The organism is Coraliomargarita parva, from assembly GCF_027257905.1.
Classification (GTDB): domain Bacteria; phylum Verrucomicrobiota; class Verrucomicrobiia; order Opitutales; family Coraliomargaritaceae; genus Coraliomargarita_A; species Coraliomargarita_A parva.
This window is the reverse complement of sequence record NZ_JAPZEI010000001.1, coordinates 643,636-665,371: the sequence shown is the minus strand read 5'-3', so window position 1 is coordinate 665,371 and position 21,736 is coordinate 643,636. Positions and strand designations below refer to the sequence as shown.

Sequence of the window (21,736 nt, the reverse complement as noted above, 5' to 3'; positions counted from 1 at the left end):
TTTTATGGTTTCTGGTAAAGCCGGGAATACTCCTAGCTTCCCCAGACCACGGATTCGGGTGTCAGTTCGACAAAGGGCCTCTCACCTGCAAGTAGGCAGTGTTTGGCTTCCTCCAGTGACAGGAACTCGGCTCCATCATCCACGCCGAAGAAGGCCTGCTTGTTTTCCCACCAATTCTTGTCAATTCGGGGATCACATCCCTTGGCATAGGCGACAAGGCCCAGTTCGGATGCGGATTTCTCCTTTTGTTCGTTCCCCATCAGGTACACTCCCTGATCTCCAACGAGCATAAGGCCGGGTGTCTTGCGCTCGGGCACGCCCCAGTCGTCGCCTGTATAAGGTTCAATGTGCCCGGTGCCGGACTCAGTGGCCGCGATGATTTCCGTGATCTTGTTTTTGTCGAAGTAGAGTTTCATTGTTTTCCTTTCGTGTTGAATTGTGGGCACGAAAAAGCCCCCGCATCGTGTTGATGACGGAGGCCTGTTCCTGTCCGATTGTTGGTTGATTCAGTCAGCGGGTGCGCCGACTACTTTATTTTAACTTTGCGTCTCTTTCCTCGAAGCTTCGGTTGCTTCAAAGTCCCAGGCGAACAGATCAGACCGTTGCCTACGGGATCCCACTTCTCGCAGAAGCTGCCGTAGCTGACCTCTTTCCTGTTGAAGAGGGGCAGGATGCCATTTCCGCAGACAAAGACTGTCTTTCGGGCATTGTCGTACCCGTAAATGACGACCCAGTGTCCAGAGAACATGGCCTTCACCGAAGTGATGATGGGAAGACCACTTTGCAATGCAGCTTGAATAGACTTGAAGTCGAGTGTCGTGCGTCGCCGTACTCGGATTCCATACTGGCGCAGGGCATCCGTCACTTCGTCTTCAGTCGTCCCATCTTTAATGTCCAGCGCCTCATAGAGGTATTCCAGTTCAGCATCCGGGGTGAAGAAGTGCAGGATGTTGGCTGCGGCGATGAACCCGCAGGTATATCCTTGGACCTGCTTGTAGCCCGGAATTTTCAGCGTCTTGCAACGTGGCCGTTTCGGATGCACCAGAGGATCCACGACAGCCCTGATCCCGGTGGCTCCGGAAACGTCGAAGAGTTTGGCCAGCTTCTTCATGATTTGACTATCAATAAACAGGGCCAATCGTATCCGCAATCTTAACGTGATTGGAATACGATTGGCCCGTGTCAGGTTCAGTTCAGCCCCACCTCGTAGTCGAGCAACTGGTGCAGGCGTGCGGAGCGCTCGGGCAGGAGATCTACACGCCCCTTGAAGACCTCGGTGAAGGCGTTCTGAAGGCTCCACACCGTCCTTGGTTTGAACTCACGGTGTCGGGGTTCCCGATATTCCTGAAGGACCTTCGGGATATAGCTGTTCGCCATCACACCATGGTCGACGGCCCGGATGACCAGATCATGGGCACGCACATCGGCAATGCGGACCTGTTGGTAGCGGGCGATGCGTTGTTCGTGCTGACTCCAGTAACGGGTGAGCCCGACAATAGCGTCATGCGTCATCCGGGGCAGATCGTGCAGAATGCGCGGCGTGTGTTTACGTGCGACTGCAATTTCTCCAGCGAAGCTCAAGTTCGAGCACACCAGCACCTGTGATCCGGCAACCACGCCCGCAGAGAAGCTTTGGTCATGGCTATTTCTCACCCCAACGACCTTGTGTGTTTGGTGCCCGGGATGATGGTTCACGACCTGAAGGAGTCCGAAGTAGCGGCTCTGGTCATGGGTGAGCCCATGGGCCTGCTCCACAATCGTGAAGCCACGCTCAAGCAGAGCCTTTTCCACGACCTGTAGAAGTGTCAGGTGGGGGATTGGTTGCCAGGTTGAGGTGGCTTTCGGTGTTTTGACTTGTGCCAATTCACCGCGTGAAACTGCAGAGCTTCCGCAGTGCAGGAGTAGGTTGCACCGTTTTTGTGCCGGAGGTGCGACCGGATCAAGTGTGTCTGTAATCATGATTTGGAAACAATTGTTTTGGTTGAAATGACGAAGGCCCACACCGTTTAGATGTGAGCCTTCATCGGTTTGGATATACTTTGATTAAACGAGACCAGCCTCATTGAAGCTGTAGATCTCGGAGTCGGGATCGCCGACGATGATGTGGTCGAGGAAGTCGACCCCCATGGCTTGTGCGGCGTCCTTCAGTTGGCGGGTGATTTGTAGATCGGCCCGACTGGGGGACGTATCGCCTGACGGATGGTTGTGCGCGACCACCATCCCGGTTGCGTTACTGAGTATACATGGACGCAGAACTTCCCGTGGACTGACTAGACAGGACGATGCGGTCCCTTTGCTGATCAATACGCGCCCGAAGGGCATGTTGCGTCTATTCAGTGGGATGCAAAGGAACCACTCGCAGGTCGGGTCCCCGTCAAAGGCGTCACGGACATAGTCCGCCACCTTCTGTGGAGTGTCCAATGGCTCGACTTTACCTTCGCGCACAACCCGGAACTGCAATGATGCTTCGTGTACTCTCATCGCATGTAGTCCTCCGGGTAATCGCGCCGTCTTCTTTTGAAGAGGTCGGAGCGTATGTTACCCCGTAACCACAACCAAAAGACCAGCACGATGAGGCCGATGACTGCGGTAGGCAACGCGACGGGGACGATCACTGCCACCAATACGACCACGCAGAGCGCGATCAGTAGCATGACGATGACCGGGAGGACGACATTGATGAGGTCACGAAGGTTATTCATGATCACCTCCATTTTCTCGAATGCGTTCAACAAGCTTCATGACGATTAAGCTAAGGCCGATGATAGCTAACCCCGCCCCAATGCTTGGTCCGGGGTTGGGGCTGCCACCGCAACCTGTTAGGAAGCAGATCAACAAGAGAAGTATCCAGATCTTCATGACAGTTTGCCTCCTCTCCCTTGGTGGGACCATTTACTACATAGTGCCCGGTAGTGGCACCAAGCGCATTGCATTCCCGGCTGAGGATGGAAGCGCTCGTGGTAGATCCCGTCCACCGCCGCTTGGGCGATGGAGAAGAATCTTTCCTTGTCCTGCTCCGTTGCGGGCGGGATTCGATGCACGATCACCTTGGGCGTCTTGGTTTTCACCAGGAAGACCAACTCCCGCGCTTCAACTTTTTCCCCGGTCGCTTCTTCAATCAAGAGTTGGTATGCCGTCAATTGAAGCTCGTGTTGAAACGCTTCGAGTTCGACATCGGGTGTCGAGGCCACCGTTTTGAAGTCAGTTGGCACGTGTCCTTGTCTCACGAGGTCGACGTATCCCATAAGTGGTGACGGTAGCTCCGCGAAGTCTTCTTCCAGCTTAACTTCCACACCGAGCGGAATATCCTTCATCATGGCATGGTCGCTTTGCAGATAGGCATTCAGAAGAGACTTCCCCGTATGGAGAAGTTTCTCACGATCCGCCTCATCGTCGAAGTCAACTGGATCACTCTCCTCCTGCTCAGCAAGGGCTGTCTCGTAAGCCTCAAGGACCGTTTGCAGGTCATGCGATTCACCACGCCACCGTCCAAGGTGAAAGGCTTGTAGGCCCGCGTGGACGGCTTTTCCGAGATGAAGACTTGGACTGGTCGGCTCTGGTAACTTCAGCACTTTTTTGAAGTAGTATTTGAGACTACATCCCAAGTATAGCTTCAGGGAGGAGGCACTGATGTGATCAAGACATCCGTCCGATGACTTCACCGGGTAGGCAATGACCTGACACTGCCCGTTTTGTTTCGGTTCCAGCCGCTTGATCATCGGCGACCTCCACGTTGTGTGAACCCGGACTTGGGCTTGGTCGCATAACTGCTAAACAGCTCGTCGATCAGGCCACTGGCCGACATTTTATTGAGCTGCTTCAGGCCGCAACGGAAACGATGACGTGCGAGTTCATCCACATCGGAGAAGGGAATGTTATGTTCTTCCATCAATTTTTCGATCAGACCACGCTGCTTTGGTGAGCAGTTCCAATCCGAATTCGGGTTCGCTGGATTCTGTCTGGTCGCTCCCTGATGTCCTCCACGTTGAAAGGGTGCACTGGATTGTGTGCGCTCTTCTCCGGGCAGGTAGCCTGTCTGCTGGATATCCCGATCCACTGCTTCTTGCAACTGGCGGTAAAGCTGAGCACTTGCGCCCTCAACCTGAGAGAGGTCGGATACCTCAGTCCTGACAGTCACGCTGTATTGGTGACTGGAGTAATTGGGAAGACCCAACTTTTTGCTGTAGTTTGCTTCCAAGGTTATAGCCATGAAAACGCTCCTTTCTTTTTGACCGTTCTATACACAAAGACACCCGAAGGAAGGTCATCTCATCCGGGTGTCTGATAACTAGAGAGTCTAGCTTTCAATTGTATATAACGCGATCGTACCTCGCGTTGCACTGTGTCCTTCAGTGCCGCGGTTTGAACTTCTAACTATTATTCCCCTCAGTATCCTCAGTTTGTTTTTTGAAGCCCTCTTTGGAGGACTGCAGCAATCCTGTCTGATTAACTCTCAAAAACTCATCGCATCGCCGATTGAATAGTAGCCTCGCTCATCAATGACGACTTTTCCTTCCCGGAGGAGGCGTGCAAGACGGTCTGAGAGCAGTTCTCTCTGTTGATTGGAGTGGTTTCTGTTGAGAGTGCCTCGGTTTACCGGTTCGATTCTCGCTATCTTAGCCAGTAGACGATACTCACGGATGGTTTCTTCAGGATCATCAGGAGTGGGTAAAGGCTCCACAGTGAAGCCTCCAGTGATTTTATGGAGGGTGGAGTAGTGGGCTGAAACCAATGCTCTCGACATATTTGCAGCTGCAAGGACAACGCTCTCCGCTTCTTGGTATTCCATTGGTTTAACTTCAAGAACGTCCTCATAGAGTTTGAAGAGCAGTAAGCATTTATGGAACAATCCGGGAAGTATGGTCAGATGCCTTTGGGCCAACGCATTAGGCACGGACATGAGTTCTGTTTCAAAGCTCTCGATTATCTTATTGATGAGCGCTTCATCTTCCTTCGTGAAACTTACATGTTGTATGTGCTGCTGGGAATACTCCCACGGCTTTGCACATAGGGCGACACATTCTTTGAGTGACTTGCAATCAGGGCCTTTGAACTCACTTTTCGATAACAGCATCAGAACCGGTGTGGCTTGGTGGTTTCCGTACAGGGAGCGATACACCATATCCACTTCATCCTTATCTATACTCCAGTGTAGATTGATGCCACCTGAATGTCCCTTGTACTTGGAAACGAAGTAATCATTGTCCCAGCCCTCCTGTAACGAAATAACCAGGTCTTGCTTAGAGGGTTTAGTCAACCTGTTCAATTGATCGACCAGTGAGGTCGAAAGTGAGTGCAGAAAGACGCTGCGCAGCTTGCCACTTTGCATCTTTCGCTCGATAGCCATCGTATTAAGTTCGGGAAATACAACAGTCTCACGGGCAATGTAATTGATACCTTCGTGATTATAGACATCTCCGGATTCAAATGATTCGAGCATGCCTTCTTCGAGTGCTTCCTTGAGTAGCATCATACGACAGAGGGTGTCATGCCATTTTATTCTGGGTTGTCCATCCGGGCGTATCAGAATGCTGCTGATGTCTGCACAGACGGCTTGCCCACGTTGATCATGAATCATGAGTCTACGCCTTAGTATCGCGCTTAGGATGGGAAGAACCGTAGCCATGACACATTCTATCGACTCCCCGGTTGATTCAGTGATCGGTAAGACGGCTTTGCGTAATTGCTCGGGCAGGCCTTCAGTCCAATTATCCTCAAGTTTGAGGCATGGCATCCATTCCAACACGTTTTCAGGTGCGTATTCGGGCTTGATCAGATCCTTCATAACTTAGGCTGCTTTCGTGGTTAACAGTTTGAACATACCCTCATCGTCCAGTTCGAGTCTGCCTTCTGATATGAGCGCATTGATGGCGGCCTCGTGGGCATCCCTTCGCTGCACGTCAAAGCTTCGGCATAGCTTCTGCCAGGTGCAACTGCCTCTGCGTTCCAGGGCACGTATAATACGGGCCTTGTCCCGATCGAGGACACTGCGATTGCGCTCTGACTCTAGCCACCGCTCTGTCGCCATGTGATTCTTGAACAGGGATGTATTCGCTCTGCATGAAACTGAAGCAGGGCATTCATGGTAGCTTGCACCTGATTCGCAGAGCAGTGTACTGCCCAGCAGCAGGGTCGATAGGTTGTCGAACAGGAGCTTTCCGTCGACGTGTGATGTCATTCCGGAATGTACATTCAGGTTTACCCTTCGGTTTTTGAACAGGTATGTCTTTGGCGAGTAGATGCACTGTGGAGACCATGGCGTTTCCTGTCCACGTAGATCGATGGCCTTATATACTGCAGATTTCCATGAATGTAGCTCATCGTATAAATCGTCAACCAATGCGTAGTCCACCTCTTCTTGTTCATTCTGATCTCCGGGAAGACGAATGAGTTGTATCGATCTTAGGATTTCCTCGGCCATGCCATTGTTGTCACTTAAAACCTCAAGGAGACTTTCTTCTGAAATGATACCGATGTAGCCCAGTCTTGAATAAGTTGGATGAGTGGGGTACTTCGTCTTACTATCACTGTGTTGAACCGATCCTCGGATCGATTTTAATACGGGTAGGGCGGTCTTCTCGCTCGCATGCAACAACTGACACCCGTAGTCGATATAAAGGGGAGATTGGGCCTTTGAATGCTGTGAAGCTGTCTTTATTTCGTCCAGATTAGTATTCTCCAGTAATAGGAGAGGGTGAGTGGTATTTTCTCTTCTTCGGGATATGTCTCCGAGCTGATGGACTCCTTTATCTATTTTGTATCCATCTTCGATTAGGCGGTCTATATGGGCCATCCCAACACCACAGAGGGCGGTGATTTTCGAAGCGATGTTCTGCTTCTCATAGACCTCGTGTAAGTTCGAAGCGATATGGCGATGTGTATTCTGTATCTTGTGTATCGGCTCCAGCAGATGGTCCAGTAGGGAACGGGTACGGATTTCGTCTCCCACCAATAATAACCCACCAGGTTGAAAGCACCAAGGGACATGGTGGATGAGCAAGGATGGCTTCGGTCCCGCAAGGTCAGCCAATATTTGTGACTGGATCTTCAAGATTATGTTTTGGTCGATTCCGGTTATCGCGGATAAGGCGTGCCCATACGGTTTTGTGTTCTCGGTCTTAGTGTTGTTATTCATAAATAGTATAGATTCGTGCGAAGGTCTTACGTGTGCCTTAGGTCATACGTGCGCGGCAGGAATGCATCGACGACTCGCCTTCGGCCTCGCCCTTCGGGTGGATTGATCGCTCGGATTCCAGCACCTCGCTGCGCTCGGCACTGTCACCACTCGCAATCAACTCCATCCTTACTGCGACCTGCCTGACGCGTACTTTTAAAAAGCTGAAGCTTTTTTGCTCTGGGTAATGTAAGTGTATCCTTCATTACACCGCTGTGTTTAAGATCGCCCCTCTGTTCTTGTAGAACCAGTGCTGGCCGAATCGTGCACGCACCTGATCCATGTTGTGGCAACCATGTCCCGCACCCCACGTAGCGATCTTCTCCCTGAATCGACGGGACCCCTCTGTGTTGAATGTTATTCGTGTGTTGCACACGCGGACATTCTTTGAACATCCCCAGAGTCGGGCACCTTTGTCCTCCGGGAAACGTGCCAAGAGGTGATTGGCGATACCCTTCTTGAGGTAAGCGATAACACTGTCCGCGTCGGTTAAGATGGGAAGAATGTCGAACCGACCTATTCCATAGCGTGGCAGTAGCTTTTTTAGACTCTTGAACTCTTTCCTCAGGTCTTCATTCAGAAATGGAAGGCAGTCCCTCACCCGATCCCGGAAGGCAGGATTCCCCATGTTGTCTTTCCAGTTGAGCAAGACGTCGATATTGGTTCTGCTGCGCACATCGAATGGCATCTCCACCATGAGATGGAAATGGATGCCCCCTGAAACGTGGCGCTCTTGAACCCAGACATATTTGAAATATTTCCCGTATTTCCTTTTTAATGTTTTAAGGATTAGGTCCAATAGACACTTGGCCTTCCTTCTGTCCTCCTGTGGACGTTTGAAGGTCAGTGTGATGATGGCGATCCGGTTAAATGTGGGACTTGCGTTACCTTCATGATCGACCCCGATCAACTTGTAACAGGTCTGCTCCAAAGCGTATGCACTTTTCAAGTGATTGCTTTGCATCGTGGTGATCGAGGCCATGTGGGGTACCTCTTCGGGTCTACGTGGGATTAAGGTAAAAGCTGTTATTTTGTCTGACATAGTGGAGAGATTGCGGTGAGTTGTTATTAGTATATTGGACTAGATAAAAAGATATACCACTTGCTGTAAATTAAGGAACGACAATGCGTCGAATTTGTGGCTCACCGCAAACGGTGTGGTTGTACTGATGCAACTCTTTTGGGAACGGTAATTTCTCCGGGGTTAGCGCGCTGGCGACATAGATCGCGTCGCTGTTGATTTCTATACCAATGACGCCCTCGCTCTTTAGGAAGACGAGGAAGTCGTAAGAGATTTGGTCGCCGATGATGAACTCCCGGATTGCGTCCTGGTTAATGTCGGCGAGACAACAGATTAGATCCAAGGCGACGTGCTCGACATGACTCTTTAGACGTGTTTCTGGGCCGAATCGATTGCGGAGGCTTGTTGTGCGGGATGCTGCTAGGAAGTCTTTACGTTGTTTGCCCGTGAGTTTGAATGCATCTGCCAGTTTTACGGCAGTGATCTCCCCGGCAGAACGTTTCCCGTTTTCAAGGGCAACGATGAGTGAGTGAGGGACGTTGGATATTCGAGCCAAGCCCCGGACTGATAGATCACCGCGTAATTCGCGGAGTTGTTCTCCAAAGTTAGTGGGTAAATTCATTATGGTATAACAAATATAATATACCAATAAGGAGCGGAGGAACGCCTGTCAACGATACAGAAGTAAAAAGTTCATATTTTTACTGATATAGAATGACTTACGTCTCTGTGTGTGGGGCTTTTCGTGTAAGGATCGTGACCGCGTGCGTCGATGGGATTGTCGATACTGCCGATGAGTTCTTCCCGTGGTCCATGGATTGACAGGAGGGGAGTGAGACTTTGTTTTGTCTGCGTGGTCTGCATATAAATGCGTTTGTAATTGACCGGGGAGGTATGTGGGATCACCGTTGTTCAATAAGAACAGCCTCGTATCGCTGGTACCCATGAGCAAAGCATCGAAAGTATACTGTTTGGTGAAGTTCGGACCTCGTAGTTTTATGGAAGAGTTTCGTTCACAAGGACGGCTCTACATGAACACCTTGAAATACTTCAAAAGACTCGAAGCAAATGATGCGCTTCGTTCCGACAAGAGCGAGGGGTTGCACTCATCCTTTCCAGCCGATAAAATGCGAATTAAGGTAGGGGCTCTTGAGCTTCCAAATTTATTCGGACAGGTGAAATTTGGCGATCCGGAGGATGACTCGATTACTATCTTCAGTATATACGCCCTAACTGAGTTGAACCGTAATGTTATCGTGGATGATAAGGTGTTAGGATTCGGCGATACGGCTGTAGTGATTCGGCGGGGCGATGAGTTTATTGAGCGTGTTACTCACGAGTGTGAGAGGCGTGGTTGGGGGTACAAGATCGACCTCGTGGATTACGTTGATAAGACTTCTCATCAGGGTAGAATGGGACCCTTCCGAAAGTATTCAGATCTAGATTTTCAGAGTGAGTACCGCATTGCGTTTCGATCTGGTAGGCCTGGTGCCATTACTGACTTCTATGTCGGCGATCTGAGCGATATCACAGAAATCTGCGAAAGTCGTCTTGTTAAGAGTGGATTCCGGTTTGAATCAGCCGAATCAAGTTGAGGTATACCTGAGCTTCATCCTCGCAGAATGAAAAGAGTCAACGTGAACACATTGAAACAATGTCCTTATACCTTTGTTGGGCATGAGCGGGTGTTGAGGATAATTAGTTATGGCTAAAGTTAAACCACAAGAAATTGTCGATGACCTCACTTATGAGTTTCGTCGAGCACTTGAAGATGCAGTGAAGGAAGTGATTCCAGATGCGTACTTTGATCGTTATGAGCTATTTCGAGCGTTTCGTCGAGCTGTTGGGCGTAAATGTAGCACTTGGGAAAACGTAAGTGATAGTAATGTTGATGTAGACTAAAACCCTTGCCTAATAGTCCTGATCCTTGTCGCTTTAATCCTTATTGCTGTTATTTGCGGACAAAGGTGCATGAACCAATCAACACGCTCGGACTTAAATGAAATACGAACTGAAATTAAATGACGGGACTTGGTTGAAGGGCCTTAGCGACTACGAGGTAGCAGACCAGATCAGGGCGGGCAATGCATCCGCGGTGTCAGATGCGTGTGAAGAGGGCACAAGCCGCATTTCGCCCATACGCAGGTTGATTCCGGGGATCGAAAGGTTGGCTGAAGAACGGGAGGACGATCCCGTGGAGCTTACTCAAAAAGTTCTCCTTACGACCGAACCATCACCATCAGGATACAGGATCAAGGAGCGGGTTGAAATCGTTACCGCCGAGTGTGCTTTCGGTATGAATGTGTTTAAGGACTTCTTCGTCGGGGTGCGGGATTATTTCGGTGGGCGAAGCAAGACAACACAAGATACCCTAAGGAAGTCCCGTCATGTGGTTTTGGACGAGTTGAAGCGGGAAGCGCGGAGCGTTCGAGCAAATGCAGTCATTGGGGTTTCCTTGAGCTACAGTGAATTTTCAGGACAGGGGAAGAGCATGTTGTTCATTGTGGCTACAGGAACGGCTGTCGTGCTGGAACCCATTGTGGATTCGGATCATGACTAGTCTATTGGAGGTAACGCTTGATCCCCGGCTTAGATAACAATGATGAAAACAATTTACCGAATTTTACTGGCTCTCACATTCACGCTTGCACTCACTTCCTGTGGGAAGGATTCGAAGAAGGCGGCCCCGGAGCCTCAGATCCAGCCATTCGCTTATGAGATTGATAGCCGGAAAGACGTTTCTTACGCCGGGACGCCACGGATGACTGTTAGTGTGTATCTCAACACCGATGCGGTACCGGAGGAAGACCGGATGGTTGAGACTGCAAAGCAGATTTGGAAGAAGGAGAAAACCAAGTGGAGGGAGTTCACCGTGTTTATGATCTTCGGTGAGCTTGAGAATTTCAATTACGGTGCGTATGGCATCGCCGAGTTTACTCCATCCGGGCTTAAGGAGTTTCGCGTTAATGATGCGCCTCTACAGATGCTCGAATTAAAGAAGAGTGGGGTGCTTGATCAGATTAGGGATTAATCCTGATTCTACATTCAGGTTGGCTAGGAAATGAAAGATTTTACATCATCCACTACTTGGGATTACCTGCACCCTGATGTCCTTCGGCCAAAGTTGATATCAGCATCGATCTTTATCGCCGCATTCGAGTCTTTCAAATCTCTAATCATTGAAGACGTCAAAGACTTCTACATTTTTCCCGTCGGGGAACCAGATGAGCGGTCAAGAGAGAATTACTTTAGCAAAGTCCTAAGCCTTAACAAGAGCCCGCTCTATGCCAGTTTTGAATGGCTTAAAGAACGCGAAGCCATTGACGATTCTGACATCGAGAAGTTCAATCGTCTAAAGAAAATGAGGAATTCATTGGCGCACGGACTCTACGAGAAAATCGGCAGCGAGGATTTTCCTGACCTTACCGAGGATTTTACCATTATGGCCGAATTGATGCAAAAAATCAAAGTGTGGTGGATCATGAATGTTGAATTGCCCACCGACCCTGATTGGGCAGATAAGGAAGTCGATGAAAGTGGTATACAGACTGGGCCAGTCATGATGCTTAGGATGTTGATGGATATTGCCCTGGGAGACGATGAAACCTCAACTTACTACTACAATGAGATTAAGAAAAGAACAGCCGCCAGTCAGCCCGGGACTGATAACTCCTAGTCTCGCTGCGACTGCTTGCACGCATCTATAGGGAAATTATCACGGTGGGCTTTGTTCGGGTTGACGCAGCTCACTTGCCAACCTTTCAAGCGCATGATAGAACCGGGTTATGAAGAGAAGCATTTTATACGGCCAACCTGAGTATAATCCACGCTACCGATACGAGGTTGTCTTTGAAGATCCGGGAGGAGGGGAAATCGGATGGGTGTCACGCACTGGTAAGCTGGATTATGCACGACCAAACTGGGAGGATTTCAGTTGTCTTCCGGAAACAGAGCAGCAGGCAGTCCTGGACGAACTAAGTGAGGTGTTCGTTGAGGAGGTGTTGCCTGAGTTACAACGGCCTCGTAAATGATCGCTGTGTGTTATCTGGGGCAGCTCAGGTAATGCCCATGGCATGTGGGGGGGACCCTAATTGTTGCTACACGCCCTTTCATGGGCATCTGGAGTCCCATGGAAAGCCATTCTCATCAATATATCCAATCCCCTTGAGGGAATCCTATCACACAGCCTCCTTAGACATCTATGTGGTGGACGTATCCTCTTTGGTTAAATGTTTCGAAGAATCTATAAGAATTGCAGAAATCGCTGCATTACAATGGCTTGCTTGTTTTTGAATGTTACCTATTATTATAGGTGACAGAAAGCAGTTTTTTTTAATAGCGGGATATCTACAAGGCACTGCATAAACTTTAGCCAAAGCCTCTGTCTTTTTAAAAAGGCCTTGCTGAATATTTCGCTGAAACTTTCTGCTTTTTTTGAAAGGAACTTCAGAACTGATGCTTTCACCGTCCCGTAGACATCGGTCAACAGGCATCCGGCTATAACCCATAGTATCTTTTCTAGTAGTTCCATGCTTCGATTTACCTAAATGGCAGATTCACAGGTTGACGCAAGTTCATTGATAATCCTCGTCCTGAAAATGGCTCTTAATGGCTATTCCTTCCTAAGTCGAAGAAAGTCAACATCTTAGCTTAAAGCATACTGACTTCTGCTTAACGCAGAAGTCTTAGGTATGAAGGTGAACATCAGCATCGGCCAACAGTAGTTCAAAGTGAGGTCAATTGTATGGATGCACCAAAGAAACAAAGCTGTGAATTTTGTGCACGGCTGGGTATCGACAATCTTAGAATCTCCTTAGAATCAGATAATGTGAAGGGCATTCGAACAGGTCATGCAGCAGTCAAGGCAGCACGGGTTCAAGCACGCGCTGCTATTGTCGCCGCAATGATAGGCGGCGGTTGTGCAATCATTGCGGCTCTAATTCTGAAGCTTTAGCAAAATATCACTAAATCCACTAGATACCCCAACTGGCCTAAAATTTAACTCCAAACACAACGGTATTCTACGGACGCCACGGACGGCATTTTTCAACTCCGATATAAGCTCGTGGAAGATATCATGTGCCGGGTGATTCATAATATTTAAAATGGACTGGCCTTTAGGCGTCCGAGCCGTCCGTAAGGTCACCTTGTCTTTCCATTGTTCTGCCTATGATTGAGTCCGTGGACTCCTATGGAGAGTGTGAATGAGTTCATACTGTTTCTTCGGACGGCTCGGACGCTTGTTTGGGCATACTACTTCTAGATTTTGTATGGATGTGCCCGGCGCTGGCGCTCATTCTCTGTCATAGAGTTGCTAAGTGCCGTCCGTCCCGTCCGAGCGGAGCGTATTTACCCATTAGGGCGGGTGGCCAGAGTTGGATGCAAGTGGAGCCGGATTAATTTTTATGAGCACTTTGGGTGTTTCGACTGCGAATGGTTTCATCTTCACTTGGGGCAGGGGAGCTCGTTTTCGATAACCCTTACCCTTGGTTAGCATGTAGCCATGACCGTAGGGATTGGGAGCTTTTATCGCGTCGTCGACTTTGTGGATTAGCTCCTGTTCACTCCACGGTGGCTCACACTTCCGGTTGTAGGTTCGCATTAAGTCCAAGGCCTCGTTTCGGTTCAGTCCAAACCCCTGGACCAGTTTACATGCGGTGAAGAATGTCCGATTGTGTCCCGCCTGCCCGGAAATGGCAGGCGGGACATTTTTCAGATATTCCAAGGCGCGGCGTTTAGCCTCTTTCATTTTGGATGATCTTTATATTTCGGTAACCACGGCGGTGTCCCCACGGTCCCATCGGAATGTCATGGGACTGTTTTATTCCAAACCGCTCGTATATCATGCGCTGAATAGCACCGAATATTTCGCGTTCAGGTAACATTTCCCAGCCCATATCGCGGCAGAAGTTGGAATATTCATCGTTCAGGTCTTGGGATGTCACGGCGGAGCCTTGTTCGCCCGTAAGCTTGTTGTAGATGAACGCACGGACTGAGTCGGATTCATCCAGTAAATCATCCACCCTCTGCTGCTGGTCCTCGCTGAGTGCGAATTTACCAATTTGATCGAGTTCGTTTTTATGCTTCAGCGCACCTTCTAGCATCCAATTGAAAATGCCCGATCCTTCTTCCGCGAAGAGCACTTCGTCAAAATTGGGAATCCGGATACGCCCTTCTTCCGGACGGCCCCATTCTATCAGCAGGATACGGCGTCGCCATGCATCGCTGTCTCCGTCTACCTTTATGAAAAGGCGTGAGTTCGCGGTGACCACACAATGAAAGTCTCCAATAATCTGGAGTGCTTCGTTGGAACCTTTCTTTTCCGCGCTGATACGGTCTCCGCCGACCAGTTTCTTTAGGTTGTAGGCGTTCTTGTTTCTCAGGAAGTCGCTTGGCACGTCTTTCCCGGTCAGTAACTTCTTACCGATAAGGAATTGTGTTTCGAAGCGGCTGCCTAGATGGCCTGTTCTCAACTCGTGTACATTCTTCGGTCCAATCAGGTGCTCGACGAGATTGACGAAGGTCGACTTGCCTCCGGCTGCGGCACCGGTGATCAGCATGAATGCCTGTGCGTGATTGGAACTGAGGAGGGCGCTTCCCATCCAGCGCTGTAGGAGGTCGATATCACTTTCATTGAGGCATGGTTCCAACAGTTCGTTGATGAACCGAGGACATTCCGCATCTGGATTGAAGTCGACCGGGATCTGATTCCGGCTGTAGAATTCCGGTGAGAAGCTGACTAGGGAGAGCTGTTCTGCATCTAAGTCGATTACGCCATTTTTAAGGTGAATGATGTTTCGGCGCTCGTGAAACGCATCTGGTCGTTCGATTTTAGGTTTGATGAGTTTAACCATAGAATCGATCAAAGCTGCGGTGATTTTTGTCACTGCGTCTTCCATCTCTTGCTCCATCATCAATCGACGGATCATCCGCTCGACCATTCCATTGACGCGTATCGGTGTGATGCGCTGCCAAGCCCCGGTTCGCTCTTCATAGATGTAGAACTCAGCCTCGGAGGGTTCGAACAGAATCAGGTTCTCGCGGATGAATATCTCCGCAAGCGCTCCTTGATTTAGACTTACAGCACCTTTTTCGCTGATTTCGAATGGTTCTCCGTGCTCTTCGATGATTTCATCCAATATTGAAGGCGGATTCGCTCCTGTCTCGCTCGCCCAAGGGAGGACTAAATGGCTCGGCCAGACGATTGACGAGAATTCGATTTCCAAAGGAGGAGCTGCATTGATGAGTTTGTAGTTGCCCCCTTGAGGATGCTCTCCTGCGAATACGGTTTGTGCCCCGTCTGATCTGAACTCGCCCCAAGGTTCATCATCCCGGGTATGTAGTTTAGTTAATTTGGGATAGTTGCCCTTGAAGCGGAACCAAATATTTAGGCCTCGTTTCCCGCGTGTAATAGTTGTATTGGATACAAGGTCATCATTGAGTTCGCAGAACGCATCAAGTTCGTCATCACAATCGATATCGATAGAGCACAGTCCATTGGAAGGGCTCCCTTGCAGGATTCCAACATTCGAATTGTGTGACACAATTGACTGCAAATATTCGGCAGTCATTTCCGAGGTTGTCATTTTCTGCCACCCTCTGGTACGCGGACTCTTTTGTCCGCGTGGGATTTCAAGCAAAACGGTCTCCGGCCCGAAGAGTTCGATGGCGTCGGTGAGTTTTGCGGAATTTGGTATTTCACTCATTATATGTTTACTGAGTTTTGCTACGGACCGTCCACCTCTGCGCAAGGGCGTGACGGCATTCGTCGACATCGAAAAATACGAGACGACCAATTTTTATAAACGGCAGTACGCGTTGCGCCTGCATTTGACGAACCCATCGAACTGTCGGACGGGAACGTTCATCGAAGAGCTCCACCAAGAGCCCCTTAGCATCCACCAGCTTACTTGCTGGCGGTATGATTTCATTCATTTCGAATATTACTTTATCAGTTCATTTTTTTTGGCGGTGTTTTTATTCACCGTAAAGTGTATCAGACTTATTGCTGACACATATTGAGAACTGGTTCCAAGTTGCCGAATATCGGTCTTGCGCCATGCTTATGTCCATTCGGACTCCGCATTGTTCGAATGCAGATGAATGCGGAAATTGCAGCTTTGCAATAGGGAAATAAACAAAATCGAAAATAAACTGGTTTAGTGGTGTTTTATGTGTATCTTTAATGCATGGACGATAAAAAAGAACGCAGGGAAGCCTTGGGGAAGGAGATACGCCGCCTGCTTAAGCTGAGGAACACAAAGGGGAAGGAACTGGCAGAGCGTCTTGGAGTTACACCGATGTGGGTAAGTAAGATCCTCACGGGGAAAGCTTGGCCGAGACGGGATACGATGTCTGGGATCTGTGTAGCTTTGTGCCATACGGACGAAGAGCAAAACACTCTGGAAAGACTGTATTCGCAAAGGGAGGTGTCAAAGAATCGACCCCCGCTGGAAGCTCTGGCGGAGAATTACCCGGTCCGGAAGTCCCGGGCTATGGACTTCCTGAAGCAGCGTACTGCCGAGTTGAAGCTAAAGCGTGCGGTCGCCACATATTTGCAGGAGCGGGAGATTGATTACCAAGCAGACTTCTGCAGAGGGGGCCTGTCTAGTGACTTCCTTCTAAATCTGGGTGGTAAGTCCATTGCGCTGGAGTGTCGACCCGCGACACTGGAGCAACTGGACACGAAGACCGAGATGCTACTGGCCCAAGAGTTGGTGAACCAAGGTGTCGCGGAGGAGACGCTGATCATCCTCCCTGAGGGAGGGGAGCTTCATCAGCTTAACTTGGACGGAATTGAATTCATGGCCTTGCAGTATCTGGGGGACAGATTATCTAAGTTCGGAGTGTGATTCGGAGTGTGATTCGGAGTGTGATTCGGAGTGTGATTGGGAGTGGGTAGAACTCCTCTTAAATTTGCAGAATATTTGCAGATTTTAAGTTTTTTACCTGCATCTTCTTTCACGCTGATGCATTTCGAAAATTTATAAATTGCTGTATAAGTGCGAGAAGCAGAATCTAGATGAAGTGGGATGAAAGGTTCGATCTGCTTCGACTCCCGCCACCTCCACCATTTGGCCTGCCTCGATAGGGTGCGATAGAGGAGACTAGTATCCTCTAAATCAACAACTTCCGAAACGCCATTGGGAGTTTCTTTTTTGCCCGAGTTCGACAGGTTTTGACCCGTTTTCCCTGAAATCTGTGTCCATTCCTGTGTCCATTTTTGATTTCCGGTTATTCCGCGCACAGCTTCTTGGAGTGGAAGAAGTCAGGCGGTGTCCGTGTAAATGACATTTGTCAGTCTTCGGTCACTGTGACGCATCAAGGGCATGGCTGTGCGTTCGTTGATGCCGTTTCGCTGTAGGGACGTGCTCCAAAGTCTTCCGGAAGCTGTGGAAGACCGCTATATGGCCTCTGGCGTCCTTTTCGGGGACGTCTGCGGCTTCTACAATCTAGCCTCAATTACAGACTGGTATTATGTACGATCGGTGTGAGTTATGACTTTAGGATCAAAAGTGCGTTGTAATCAGACTCTGGAGTATCTTGGTCCTCCAAGAGGATTTGTATGCTCTCGGGGGCTTCGAATTGCACGTTTAGAGTGCCATCAGGCTTTTTATATAAACGGATATACAGCAAGCCATGTGGTGTGCAGAGGCTTGCGTCGACAAAGTCCAAATCCATCAGTTGTGGCTTCAGCCGGATTTTTTTCCAGCCGGGTTCGAGTATCTCGATCCCAAAAAACAACCAAGGCAGTAGATAGACTGGAGCTGCCGACCAGCCATGGCAGTGGCTGCGTGTGGGGAAGGGCGATCCGGCAGGCAGGATCATTTCCCAGCAGGTGGGTGAGCCTGCGTCCAGCATTTGGCCCCACACGGACCTGATTTCATTTAAGACAAAGTCACGATGTCCTTCTTTGAGTAAAGCATCTAATAGGAAGAACATGGCAAAAGGGCTGCCGACAGTAGTCATGTCTGCTGCCGGACTCAGGCAGTTCTTGATTGCGGCCTCCTTGTAAGCTGTATCGGAGAATACATCGAAGAGCAGCGACAGAAAAGAGGTGTGTTGGGAGGTCTTTGAGCTGATTTTACCGGAATCTTCAATTGAATCAGGAAAGGAATTTTTTTCCGGTAACCATAGGCGGTTGATCGCCTTGGTTAGTTTTCCACATTCTTTTTCAAGTTGATTGAGTTCGGATGGGGCGTTCAGTAATTGGGCCATCCGAATGCCTGCTCTGAGTGCGCCAACCAGCAGGATGCTGTTGTGTAAGACGGTGCGAGATGCCTGGTCAATCGGGGCCCATTCGAAGAAATTCCAGGTCGGGGCGCTGAACAAGTCTTGATCTGTACAAAACTTCAGCGAGTTCTTCAGCGTTTTCATCACTGAAGGAAACATTTCTTCTATGTAAGCTTCATGCCCGTTCTGTTCGTAGACTTCCCAGATTGAAATTACCCAGAGAAAGCAAAAGGAGGGCATTATTTCATTCCAGCCACTGGGGCATTGGCAGGCTGGAAGGGGCATTGTCTTGAGTGAGTTGGATACCAGTCGGGCGCATCGCTCGTTTAAGTCATAGGCACCAAAAGTGACGGATGCGAAGAGCGATTCGTTTCTGGCATCGCCGACCCAGAAAGCCTGCTCGTAACTCGGGCAATCCGTAAATGTGTCTTCCATGCATAAGTGCAGGGTTTTTTGACTCATTTGGAAGATCTGATCGAGCCGCTCGTCCGAGCAGTGAAAGCTGGCTTGTTGTTTTACGGGGTAGAGTGATTCGATCACGCGCGGGTTCTTAATGCTTACCGAACGGGCGGGACCACGCATTGTCAGCATGGCATAGCGAAATCCCCTCCGCTGTGATGAAAAGAACGTCTGCGGTCCGGGGCCCGCTTTAATCCGGAAGGAGTTACGGTATGAATTACCTTCGTTTTGTGTGTACTGGATTCTAAATCCGCTGTCCGTGTCGGAAAAATATTCGAAAAAATAGCCGTCGATCACGCAGGGATCTTTGCTCTCCAGTTCCATGCAGAAGAAGCCGTTGGTAATGCTTCCGAGATCAAGGATGATGCGCTCGGATTTGCCGAGTTCGATGGATTTATTGAAGTTTATGTCGGGTGGTGCTTTCGAGGCAATTTCCCGATCTATCCGCACGGAATAATAGGCATCTTCCTTTGCTAGGAATTCCTCCGGGATCACCCGGACCGTATCTGTGGTAGCCTTTAAATCTGATAGACTGGCGCAGGCTGCAAGTTCCCGAACTTTCTCGCCTAGTTCCGGCTGTATTTGTGTGAAGGTATTGACGTCGTTTGCGATGCTTCCGTTGTCCTGCAGTATGCAGGACGAGTTTCGAGGCGCACGCCAGAGTGGGCCGGTTGATACCCATGGATTGCCTTCTTGATCTCCTGCCGAACGCCATGAGCTGTGTTGGCCTCCCCTGTAGCCGATGCTTAGTTCGGGCACATGATCGTAGCGCCCGCACACTTCAATCGATAGCCAATGGAGTCCCGGGCTCAGTTGAAGCGTATATCGGTGTAGGTCTTGTCGTAAGCTGCTCTGCAAGGGGTGACCGTCGAGAAGCACTTGTTTGAATTCGCCGAGGACTTCCAGTATCAGCTCATCGTCTTTTTTCGTTACTAGCTCGGCGCCGATGACGCCTGCCAGACCCAGAATGTTGACACTGCCTGGAAAGCTTCCGAGGAGCTCACGGAGATGAATGGTCCAGCTCTTTGTAACCGTCGTGACTGCTGCCGCACGTACTGCGTTTTTGAACTGTCTTTCCCGTTTGTTGAGTAGGGCGACATCCCGGGGTTCCGGCGCTTGCTTTCGCGCGGATAGGATCACGGGAAGGTATTCGATTGTCGGAGCGGGCCAACGAATCTGTTCTTCGAACCCTAGCTGCGGGCAAATTCGAGGTGTATTTTCTACCCAAGAGTGGTCTTTGCCTGCGATCCAATTCAGATCAGATGTCAATACGGGTGTGGAGTTTGGCGCGGTCAGGGCGAGCCAGAGTCCGGGTGCACCCCGGATATACTGAAAGGTATCCACCCCCAGGGTGCTTACCTCGACCCGGATCACATTTTCACCCACGCGAGTTAAAGCGCTTACCGGCACTTCATCATAAGTGAGTACGTCCGAATAGCTGCGGGCCGGACCATCGGCGACCCATGTATCGTTAATCCAGAGTCGATAACGCGCATCCGCGGAGATTTGAACCACCCAATCGAAATTTTCTTTCAAGTAGAACGTCCGCTTAAAACAGAATTTTGCATTTCTCCCACTCTTCGATTCTCCGGTTGCCCATATCCATTGCGGGCTGGCTGCCGTCTGGGAGGCTCTTTCGTTTCTCTTCATTGCGGCCATACTCAGGATGAAAAAAAGATCTTGCAACCATTAAAAACATACCTGTATATACTGGAGTATACATGAATCAGGTTCTTCAAGGTTTTGAGCATGATCTCAGCTCGCCGCATCCGCTTCATCGTCAGGTGGAGCAGTGGTTACGAATGCAGATCGCTTCCGGTGCGCTATCTCCGGGCGATACCCTGCCTCCTCGTAAGGAGTTTTGTGAATTGCTCGGCGGGATTAACCATCTGACGATCCGTCAGGCGGTGAATGCCTTGATGCGGGATGGGTTGCTGTATTCGATCCCCGGGCGTGGCACCTATGTGGCCGAGCAGAAGTGCCAGCGGCAGTCGATTGGAGTTGTATTGCCGAGCATTGACGACGAATTCACCCACGCGCTGGTTGCCGGGATTCAGGATTATTTTGGTGAAGCCGGTGATCGTGGCGAATCCAGTGTCCGCGTTGTGTTATTTGACTCCCGGCGAGATCCCCAGGAGGAAATTGATAGTATTGCTCATCTTAAGGATCTGTCCTTGGATGGTGCTATTATTTTTCCGGTTGCTTACGGCGACATGGTGGAGAAGCTCGTTCAGTTGAAGGCAGATCGCTTCCCGCTTGTGCTGATTGGATGGGTGCCGGGTATTAAGTTTAACTCTGTTTCCTCGGATGATTATGCGGGAGGCTACCAATCGACGGTTCATCTCTTGGAAAAGGGTTGCCGTCGTCTTGCTTGGATCGGCAACAGGAAAAGTGTTTACAGTGTCGAAGCTCGCTTTGAGGGGTATCGGGATGCGTTGAGTGATTCTGGGGTCCTCTATGATCGTGAAATAGTCGGTGATATTAAGCAGGATTTGCCGACGGGGTCGTTTGAGGATGCTCTCGTACTTGAGCTGGAGCGTATTCTAAATGTAGATACTCGACCGGATGCCCTGGTTTGTGCTAACGATTTTATCGCGATTATGTGCATTCGGGAATTGACTAAGCGCAATATTCGTGTGCCGGAAGAGATTTCCGTGGTTGGATTCGATAATATTAAGGAAGCTGCGACTTCGAATCCTGCTTTAACCACCGTATGTAATCCTATGCGGGATTTGGGGCGCTCAGCCGCAAGCCTGCTGTTAAAATGTTTGGAGGATCCTCATCGGGATCCCGAAGAGGTCGTGCTTCCCGTTGAGTTGATCGTACGGGAGTCTACCTGAACTTAACCC

At 49.8% G+C, this 21,736-nt stretch carries 23 protein-coding genes; 8 read left to right on the top strand and 15 right to left on the bottom strand.

What is annotated here, in order from left to right; genetic code table 11:
* Window positions 1–32: 32 nt before the first annotated feature.
* The 12 genes from O2597_RS02570 to O2597_RS02515 all read right to left on the bottom strand — a co-directional run bounded on the left by O2597_RS02570 (window position 33) and on the right by O2597_RS02515 (window position 8,817).
* Entirely contained in the window at window positions 33–416 is a 384-nt protein-coding gene (locus tag O2597_RS02570) for a DUF3085 domain-containing protein (RefSeq protein ID WP_269522617.1), read from the bottom strand.
* Between the two features lie 110 nt (window positions 417–526).
* Window positions 527–1,111, bottom strand: coding sequence for a C39 family peptidase (locus O2597_RS02565; RefSeq protein ID WP_269522616.1), 585 nt, complete (start codon window positions 1,109–1,111; stop codon window positions 527–529).
* A gap of 77 nt (window positions 1,112–1,188) precedes the next feature.
* Entirely contained in the window at window positions 1,189–1,959 is a 771-nt protein-coding gene (locus O2597_RS02560) for a DUF932 domain-containing protein (RefSeq protein ID WP_269522615.1), read from the bottom strand.
* Window positions 1,960–2,043: 84 nt separating this feature from the next.
* Window positions 2,044–2,481, bottom strand: coding sequence for a JAB domain-containing protein (locus O2597_RS02555; protein WP_269522614.1), 438 nt, complete (start codon window positions 2,479–2,481; stop codon window positions 2,044–2,046).
* Window positions 2,478–2,702, bottom strand: a complete 225-nt coding sequence (locus O2597_RS02550) for a hypothetical protein (RefSeq protein WP_269522613.1) — start codon at window positions 2,700–2,702, stop codon at window positions 2,478–2,480. Before O2597_RS02550 ends, O2597_RS02555 begins: the two co-directional genes overlap by 4 nt.
* 153 nt (window positions 2,703–2,855) lie before the next feature.
* Window positions 2,856–3,719: a RecB family exonuclease gene (locus O2597_RS02545; RefSeq protein WP_269522612.1), complete on the bottom strand. Its 864-nt coding sequence runs from the start codon at window positions 3,717–3,719 to the stop codon at window positions 2,856–2,858.
* Window positions 3,716–4,210, bottom strand: coding sequence for a hypothetical protein (locus O2597_RS02540; RefSeq protein WP_269522611.1), 495 nt, complete (start codon window positions 4,208–4,210; stop codon window positions 3,716–3,718). Before O2597_RS02540 ends, O2597_RS02545 begins: the two co-directional genes overlap by 4 nt.
* 243 nt (window positions 4,211–4,453) lie before the next feature.
* Window positions 4,454–5,785 carry a hypothetical protein gene (locus O2597_RS02535; RefSeq protein ID WP_269522610.1) on the bottom strand — a complete coding sequence of 444 codons (1,332 nt, stop codon included), beginning with the start codon at window positions 5,783–5,785 and terminating at the stop codon, window positions 4,454–4,456.
* 3 nt (window positions 5,786–5,788) lie between these two features.
* Window positions 5,789–7,135: a hypothetical protein gene (locus O2597_RS02530; protein ID WP_269522609.1), complete on the bottom strand. Its 1,347-nt coding sequence runs from the start codon at window positions 7,133–7,135 to the stop codon at window positions 5,789–5,791.
* A 37-nt stretch (window positions 7,136–7,172) separates the two neighbouring features.
* Window positions 7,173–7,301 (bottom strand): hypothetical protein, encoded by a 129-nt coding sequence (locus tag O2597_RS02525; RefSeq protein WP_269522608.1) that lies wholly within the window; start codon window positions 7,299–7,301, stop codon window positions 7,173–7,175.
* 78 nt (window positions 7,302–7,379) lie between these two features.
* Entirely contained in the window at window positions 7,380–8,156 is a 777-nt protein-coding gene (locus tag O2597_RS02520) for a rolling circle replication-associated protein (RefSeq protein WP_269522607.1), read from the bottom strand.
* Between the two features lie 130 nt (window positions 8,157–8,286).
* Window positions 8,287–8,817 (bottom strand): helix-turn-helix domain-containing protein, encoded by a 531-nt coding sequence (locus O2597_RS02515; RefSeq protein ID WP_269522606.1) that lies wholly within the window; start codon window positions 8,815–8,817, stop codon window positions 8,287–8,289.
* Window positions 8,818–9,139: 322 nt separating this feature from the next.
* Between O2597_RS02515 and O2597_RS02510 the strand changes: the two genes are divergently transcribed.
* The 6 genes from O2597_RS02510 (at window position 9,140) to O2597_RS02485 (ending at window position 13,149) form a co-directional block, all read left to right on the top strand.
* Window positions 9,140–9,790 carry a hypothetical protein gene (locus O2597_RS02510; protein ID WP_269522605.1) on the top strand — a complete coding sequence of 217 codons (651 nt, stop codon included), beginning with the start codon at window positions 9,140–9,142 and terminating at the stop codon, window positions 9,788–9,790.
* Between the two features lie 109 nt (window positions 9,791–9,899).
* Entirely contained in the window at window positions 9,900–10,097 is a 198-nt protein-coding gene (locus O2597_RS02505; RefSeq protein ID WP_269522604.1) for a hypothetical protein, read from the top strand.
* A 97-nt stretch (window positions 10,098–10,194) separates the two neighbouring features.
* Window positions 10,195–10,755: a YbjQ family protein gene (locus tag O2597_RS02500; protein ID WP_269522603.1), complete on the top strand. Its 561-nt coding sequence runs from the start codon at window positions 10,195–10,197 to the stop codon at window positions 10,753–10,755.
* A gap of 39 nt (window positions 10,756–10,794) precedes the next feature.
* A complete protein-coding gene (locus O2597_RS02495) occupies window positions 10,795–11,226 on the top strand; it encodes a hypothetical protein (protein WP_269522602.1) in 432 nt (143 codons plus the stop codon).
* 30 nt (window positions 11,227–11,256) lie between these two features.
* Window positions 11,257–11,871: a hypothetical protein gene (locus O2597_RS02490; RefSeq protein ID WP_269522601.1), complete on the top strand. Its 615-nt coding sequence runs from the start codon at window positions 11,257–11,259 to the stop codon at window positions 11,869–11,871.
* 1,068 nt (window positions 11,872–12,939) lie between these two features.
* Window positions 12,940–13,149 (top strand): hypothetical protein, encoded by a 210-nt coding sequence (locus O2597_RS02485; protein ID WP_269522600.1) that lies wholly within the window; start codon window positions 12,940–12,942, stop codon window positions 13,147–13,149.
* Between the two features lie 781 nt (window positions 13,150–13,930).
* Here O2597_RS02485 and O2597_RS02480 read toward each other — a convergent pair.
* Together O2597_RS02480 and O2597_RS02475 are read right to left on the bottom strand one after the other, a co-directional pair.
* Window positions 13,931–15,901 (bottom strand): phage/plasmid primase, P4 family, encoded by a 1,971-nt coding sequence (locus O2597_RS02480; protein ID WP_269522599.1) that lies wholly within the window; start codon window positions 15,899–15,901, stop codon window positions 13,931–13,933.
* A gap of 7 nt (window positions 15,902–15,908) precedes the next feature.
* Window positions 15,909–16,130, bottom strand: coding sequence for a hypothetical protein (locus O2597_RS02475; RefSeq protein ID WP_269522598.1), 222 nt, complete (start codon window positions 16,128–16,130; stop codon window positions 15,909–15,911).
* A 254-nt stretch (window positions 16,131–16,384) separates the two neighbouring features.
* On the opposite strand from O2597_RS02475, the gene O2597_RS02470 reads away from it, so the two are divergent.
* On the top strand, window positions 16,385–17,047 hold the full coding sequence (locus O2597_RS02470; RefSeq protein WP_269522597.1) for a helix-turn-helix domain-containing protein: 663 nt from the start codon (window positions 16,385–16,387) through the stop codon (window positions 17,045–17,047).
* A 643-nt stretch (window positions 17,048–17,690) separates the two neighbouring features.
* Here the strand turns inward: O2597_RS02470 and O2597_RS02465 are convergent.
* The gene (locus O2597_RS02465; protein ID WP_269522596.1) at window positions 17,691–20,537 is read right to left on the bottom strand and encodes an alpha-L-rhamnosidase-related protein; all 2,847 of its coding nucleotides are present in this window, start codon (window positions 20,535–20,537) and stop codon (window positions 17,691–17,693) included.
* A gap of 71 nt (window positions 20,538–20,608) precedes the next feature.
* Here O2597_RS02465 and O2597_RS02460 point away from each other — a divergent pair, with 71 nt between their 5' ends.
* Complete coding sequence (locus O2597_RS02460) at window positions 20,609–21,727, top strand: GntR family transcriptional regulator (RefSeq protein WP_269522595.1); 1,119 nt, start codon at window positions 20,609–20,611, stop codon at window positions 21,725–21,727.
* The last annotated feature ends 9 nt before the right edge of the window (window positions 21,728–21,736 follow it).

Bases quoted from the DNA above. Each gene is read 5' to 3' on its own strand.
- O2597_RS02570 (WP_269522617.1), bottom strand. From the start codon at position 416: ATGAAACTCTACTTCGACAAAAACAAGATCACGGAAATCATCGCGGCC.
- O2597_RS02565 (WP_269522616.1), bottom strand. From the start codon at position 1,111: ATGAAGAAGCTGGCCAAACTCTTCGACGTTTCCGGAGCCACCGGGATC.
- O2597_RS02560 (WP_269522615.1), bottom strand. From the start codon at position 1,959: ATGATTACAGACACACTTGATCCGGTCGCACCTCCGGCACAAAAACGG.
- O2597_RS02555 (WP_269522614.1), bottom strand. From the start codon at position 2,481: ATGAGAGTACACGAAGCATCATTGCAGTTCCGGGTTGTGCGCGAAGGT.
- O2597_RS02550 (WP_269522613.1), bottom strand. From the start codon at position 2,702: ATGAATAACCTTCGTGACCTCATCAATGTCGTCCTCCCGGTCATCGTC.
- O2597_RS02545 (WP_269522612.1), bottom strand. From the start codon at position 3,719: ATGATCAAGCGGCTGGAACCGAAACAAAACGGGCAGTGTCAGGTCATT.
- O2597_RS02540 (WP_269522611.1), bottom strand. From the start codon at position 4,210: ATGGCTATAACCTTGGAAGCAAACTACAGCAAAAAGTTGGGTCTTCCC.
- O2597_RS02535 (WP_269522610.1), bottom strand. From the start codon at position 5,785: ATGAAGGATCTGATCAAGCCCGAATACGCACCTGAAAACGTGTTGGAA.
- O2597_RS02530 (WP_269522609.1), bottom strand. From the start codon at position 7,135: ATGAATAACAACACTAAGACCGAGAACACAAAACCGTATGGGCACGCC.
- O2597_RS02525 (WP_269522608.1), bottom strand. From the start codon at position 7,301: ATGGAGTTGATTGCGAGTGGTGACAGTGCCGAGCGCAGCGAGGTGCTG.
- O2597_RS02520 (WP_269522607.1), bottom strand. From the start codon at position 8,156: ATGGCCTCGATCACCACGATGCAAAGCAATCACTTGAAAAGTGCATAC.
- O2597_RS02515 (WP_269522606.1), bottom strand. From the start codon at position 8,817: ATGAATTTACCCACTAACTTTGGAGAACAACTCCGCGAATTACGCGGT.
- O2597_RS02510 (WP_269522605.1), top strand. From the start codon at position 9,140: ATGAGCAAAGCATCGAAAGTATACTGTTTGGTGAAGTTCGGACCTCGT.
- O2597_RS02505 (WP_269522604.1), top strand. From the start codon at position 9,900: ATGGCTAAAGTTAAACCACAAGAAATTGTCGATGACCTCACTTATGAG.
- O2597_RS02500 (WP_269522603.1), top strand. From the start codon at position 10,195: ATGAAATACGAACTGAAATTAAATGACGGGACTTGGTTGAAGGGCCTT.
- O2597_RS02495 (WP_269522602.1), top strand. From the start codon at position 10,795: ATGATGAAAACAATTTACCGAATTTTACTGGCTCTCACATTCACGCTT.
- O2597_RS02490 (WP_269522601.1), top strand. From the start codon at position 11,257: ATGAAAGATTTTACATCATCCACTACTTGGGATTACCTGCACCCTGAT.
- O2597_RS02485 (WP_269522600.1), top strand. From the start codon at position 12,940: ATGGATGCACCAAAGAAACAAAGCTGTGAATTTTGTGCACGGCTGGGT.
- O2597_RS02480 (WP_269522599.1), bottom strand. From the start codon at position 15,901: ATGAGTGAAATACCAAATTCCGCAAAACTCACCGACGCCATCGAACTC.
- O2597_RS02475 (WP_269522598.1), bottom strand. From the start codon at position 16,130: ATGAATGAAATCATACCGCCAGCAAGTAAGCTGGTGGATGCTAAGGGG.
- O2597_RS02470 (WP_269522597.1), top strand. From the start codon at position 16,385: ATGGACGATAAAAAAGAACGCAGGGAAGCCTTGGGGAAGGAGATACGC.
- O2597_RS02465 (WP_269522596.1), bottom strand. From the start codon at position 20,537: ATGAAGAGAAACGAAAGAGCCTCCCAGACGGCAGCCAGCCCGCAATGG.
- O2597_RS02460 (WP_269522595.1), top strand. From the start codon at position 20,609: ATGAATCAGGTTCTTCAAGGTTTTGAGCATGATCTCAGCTCGCCGCAT.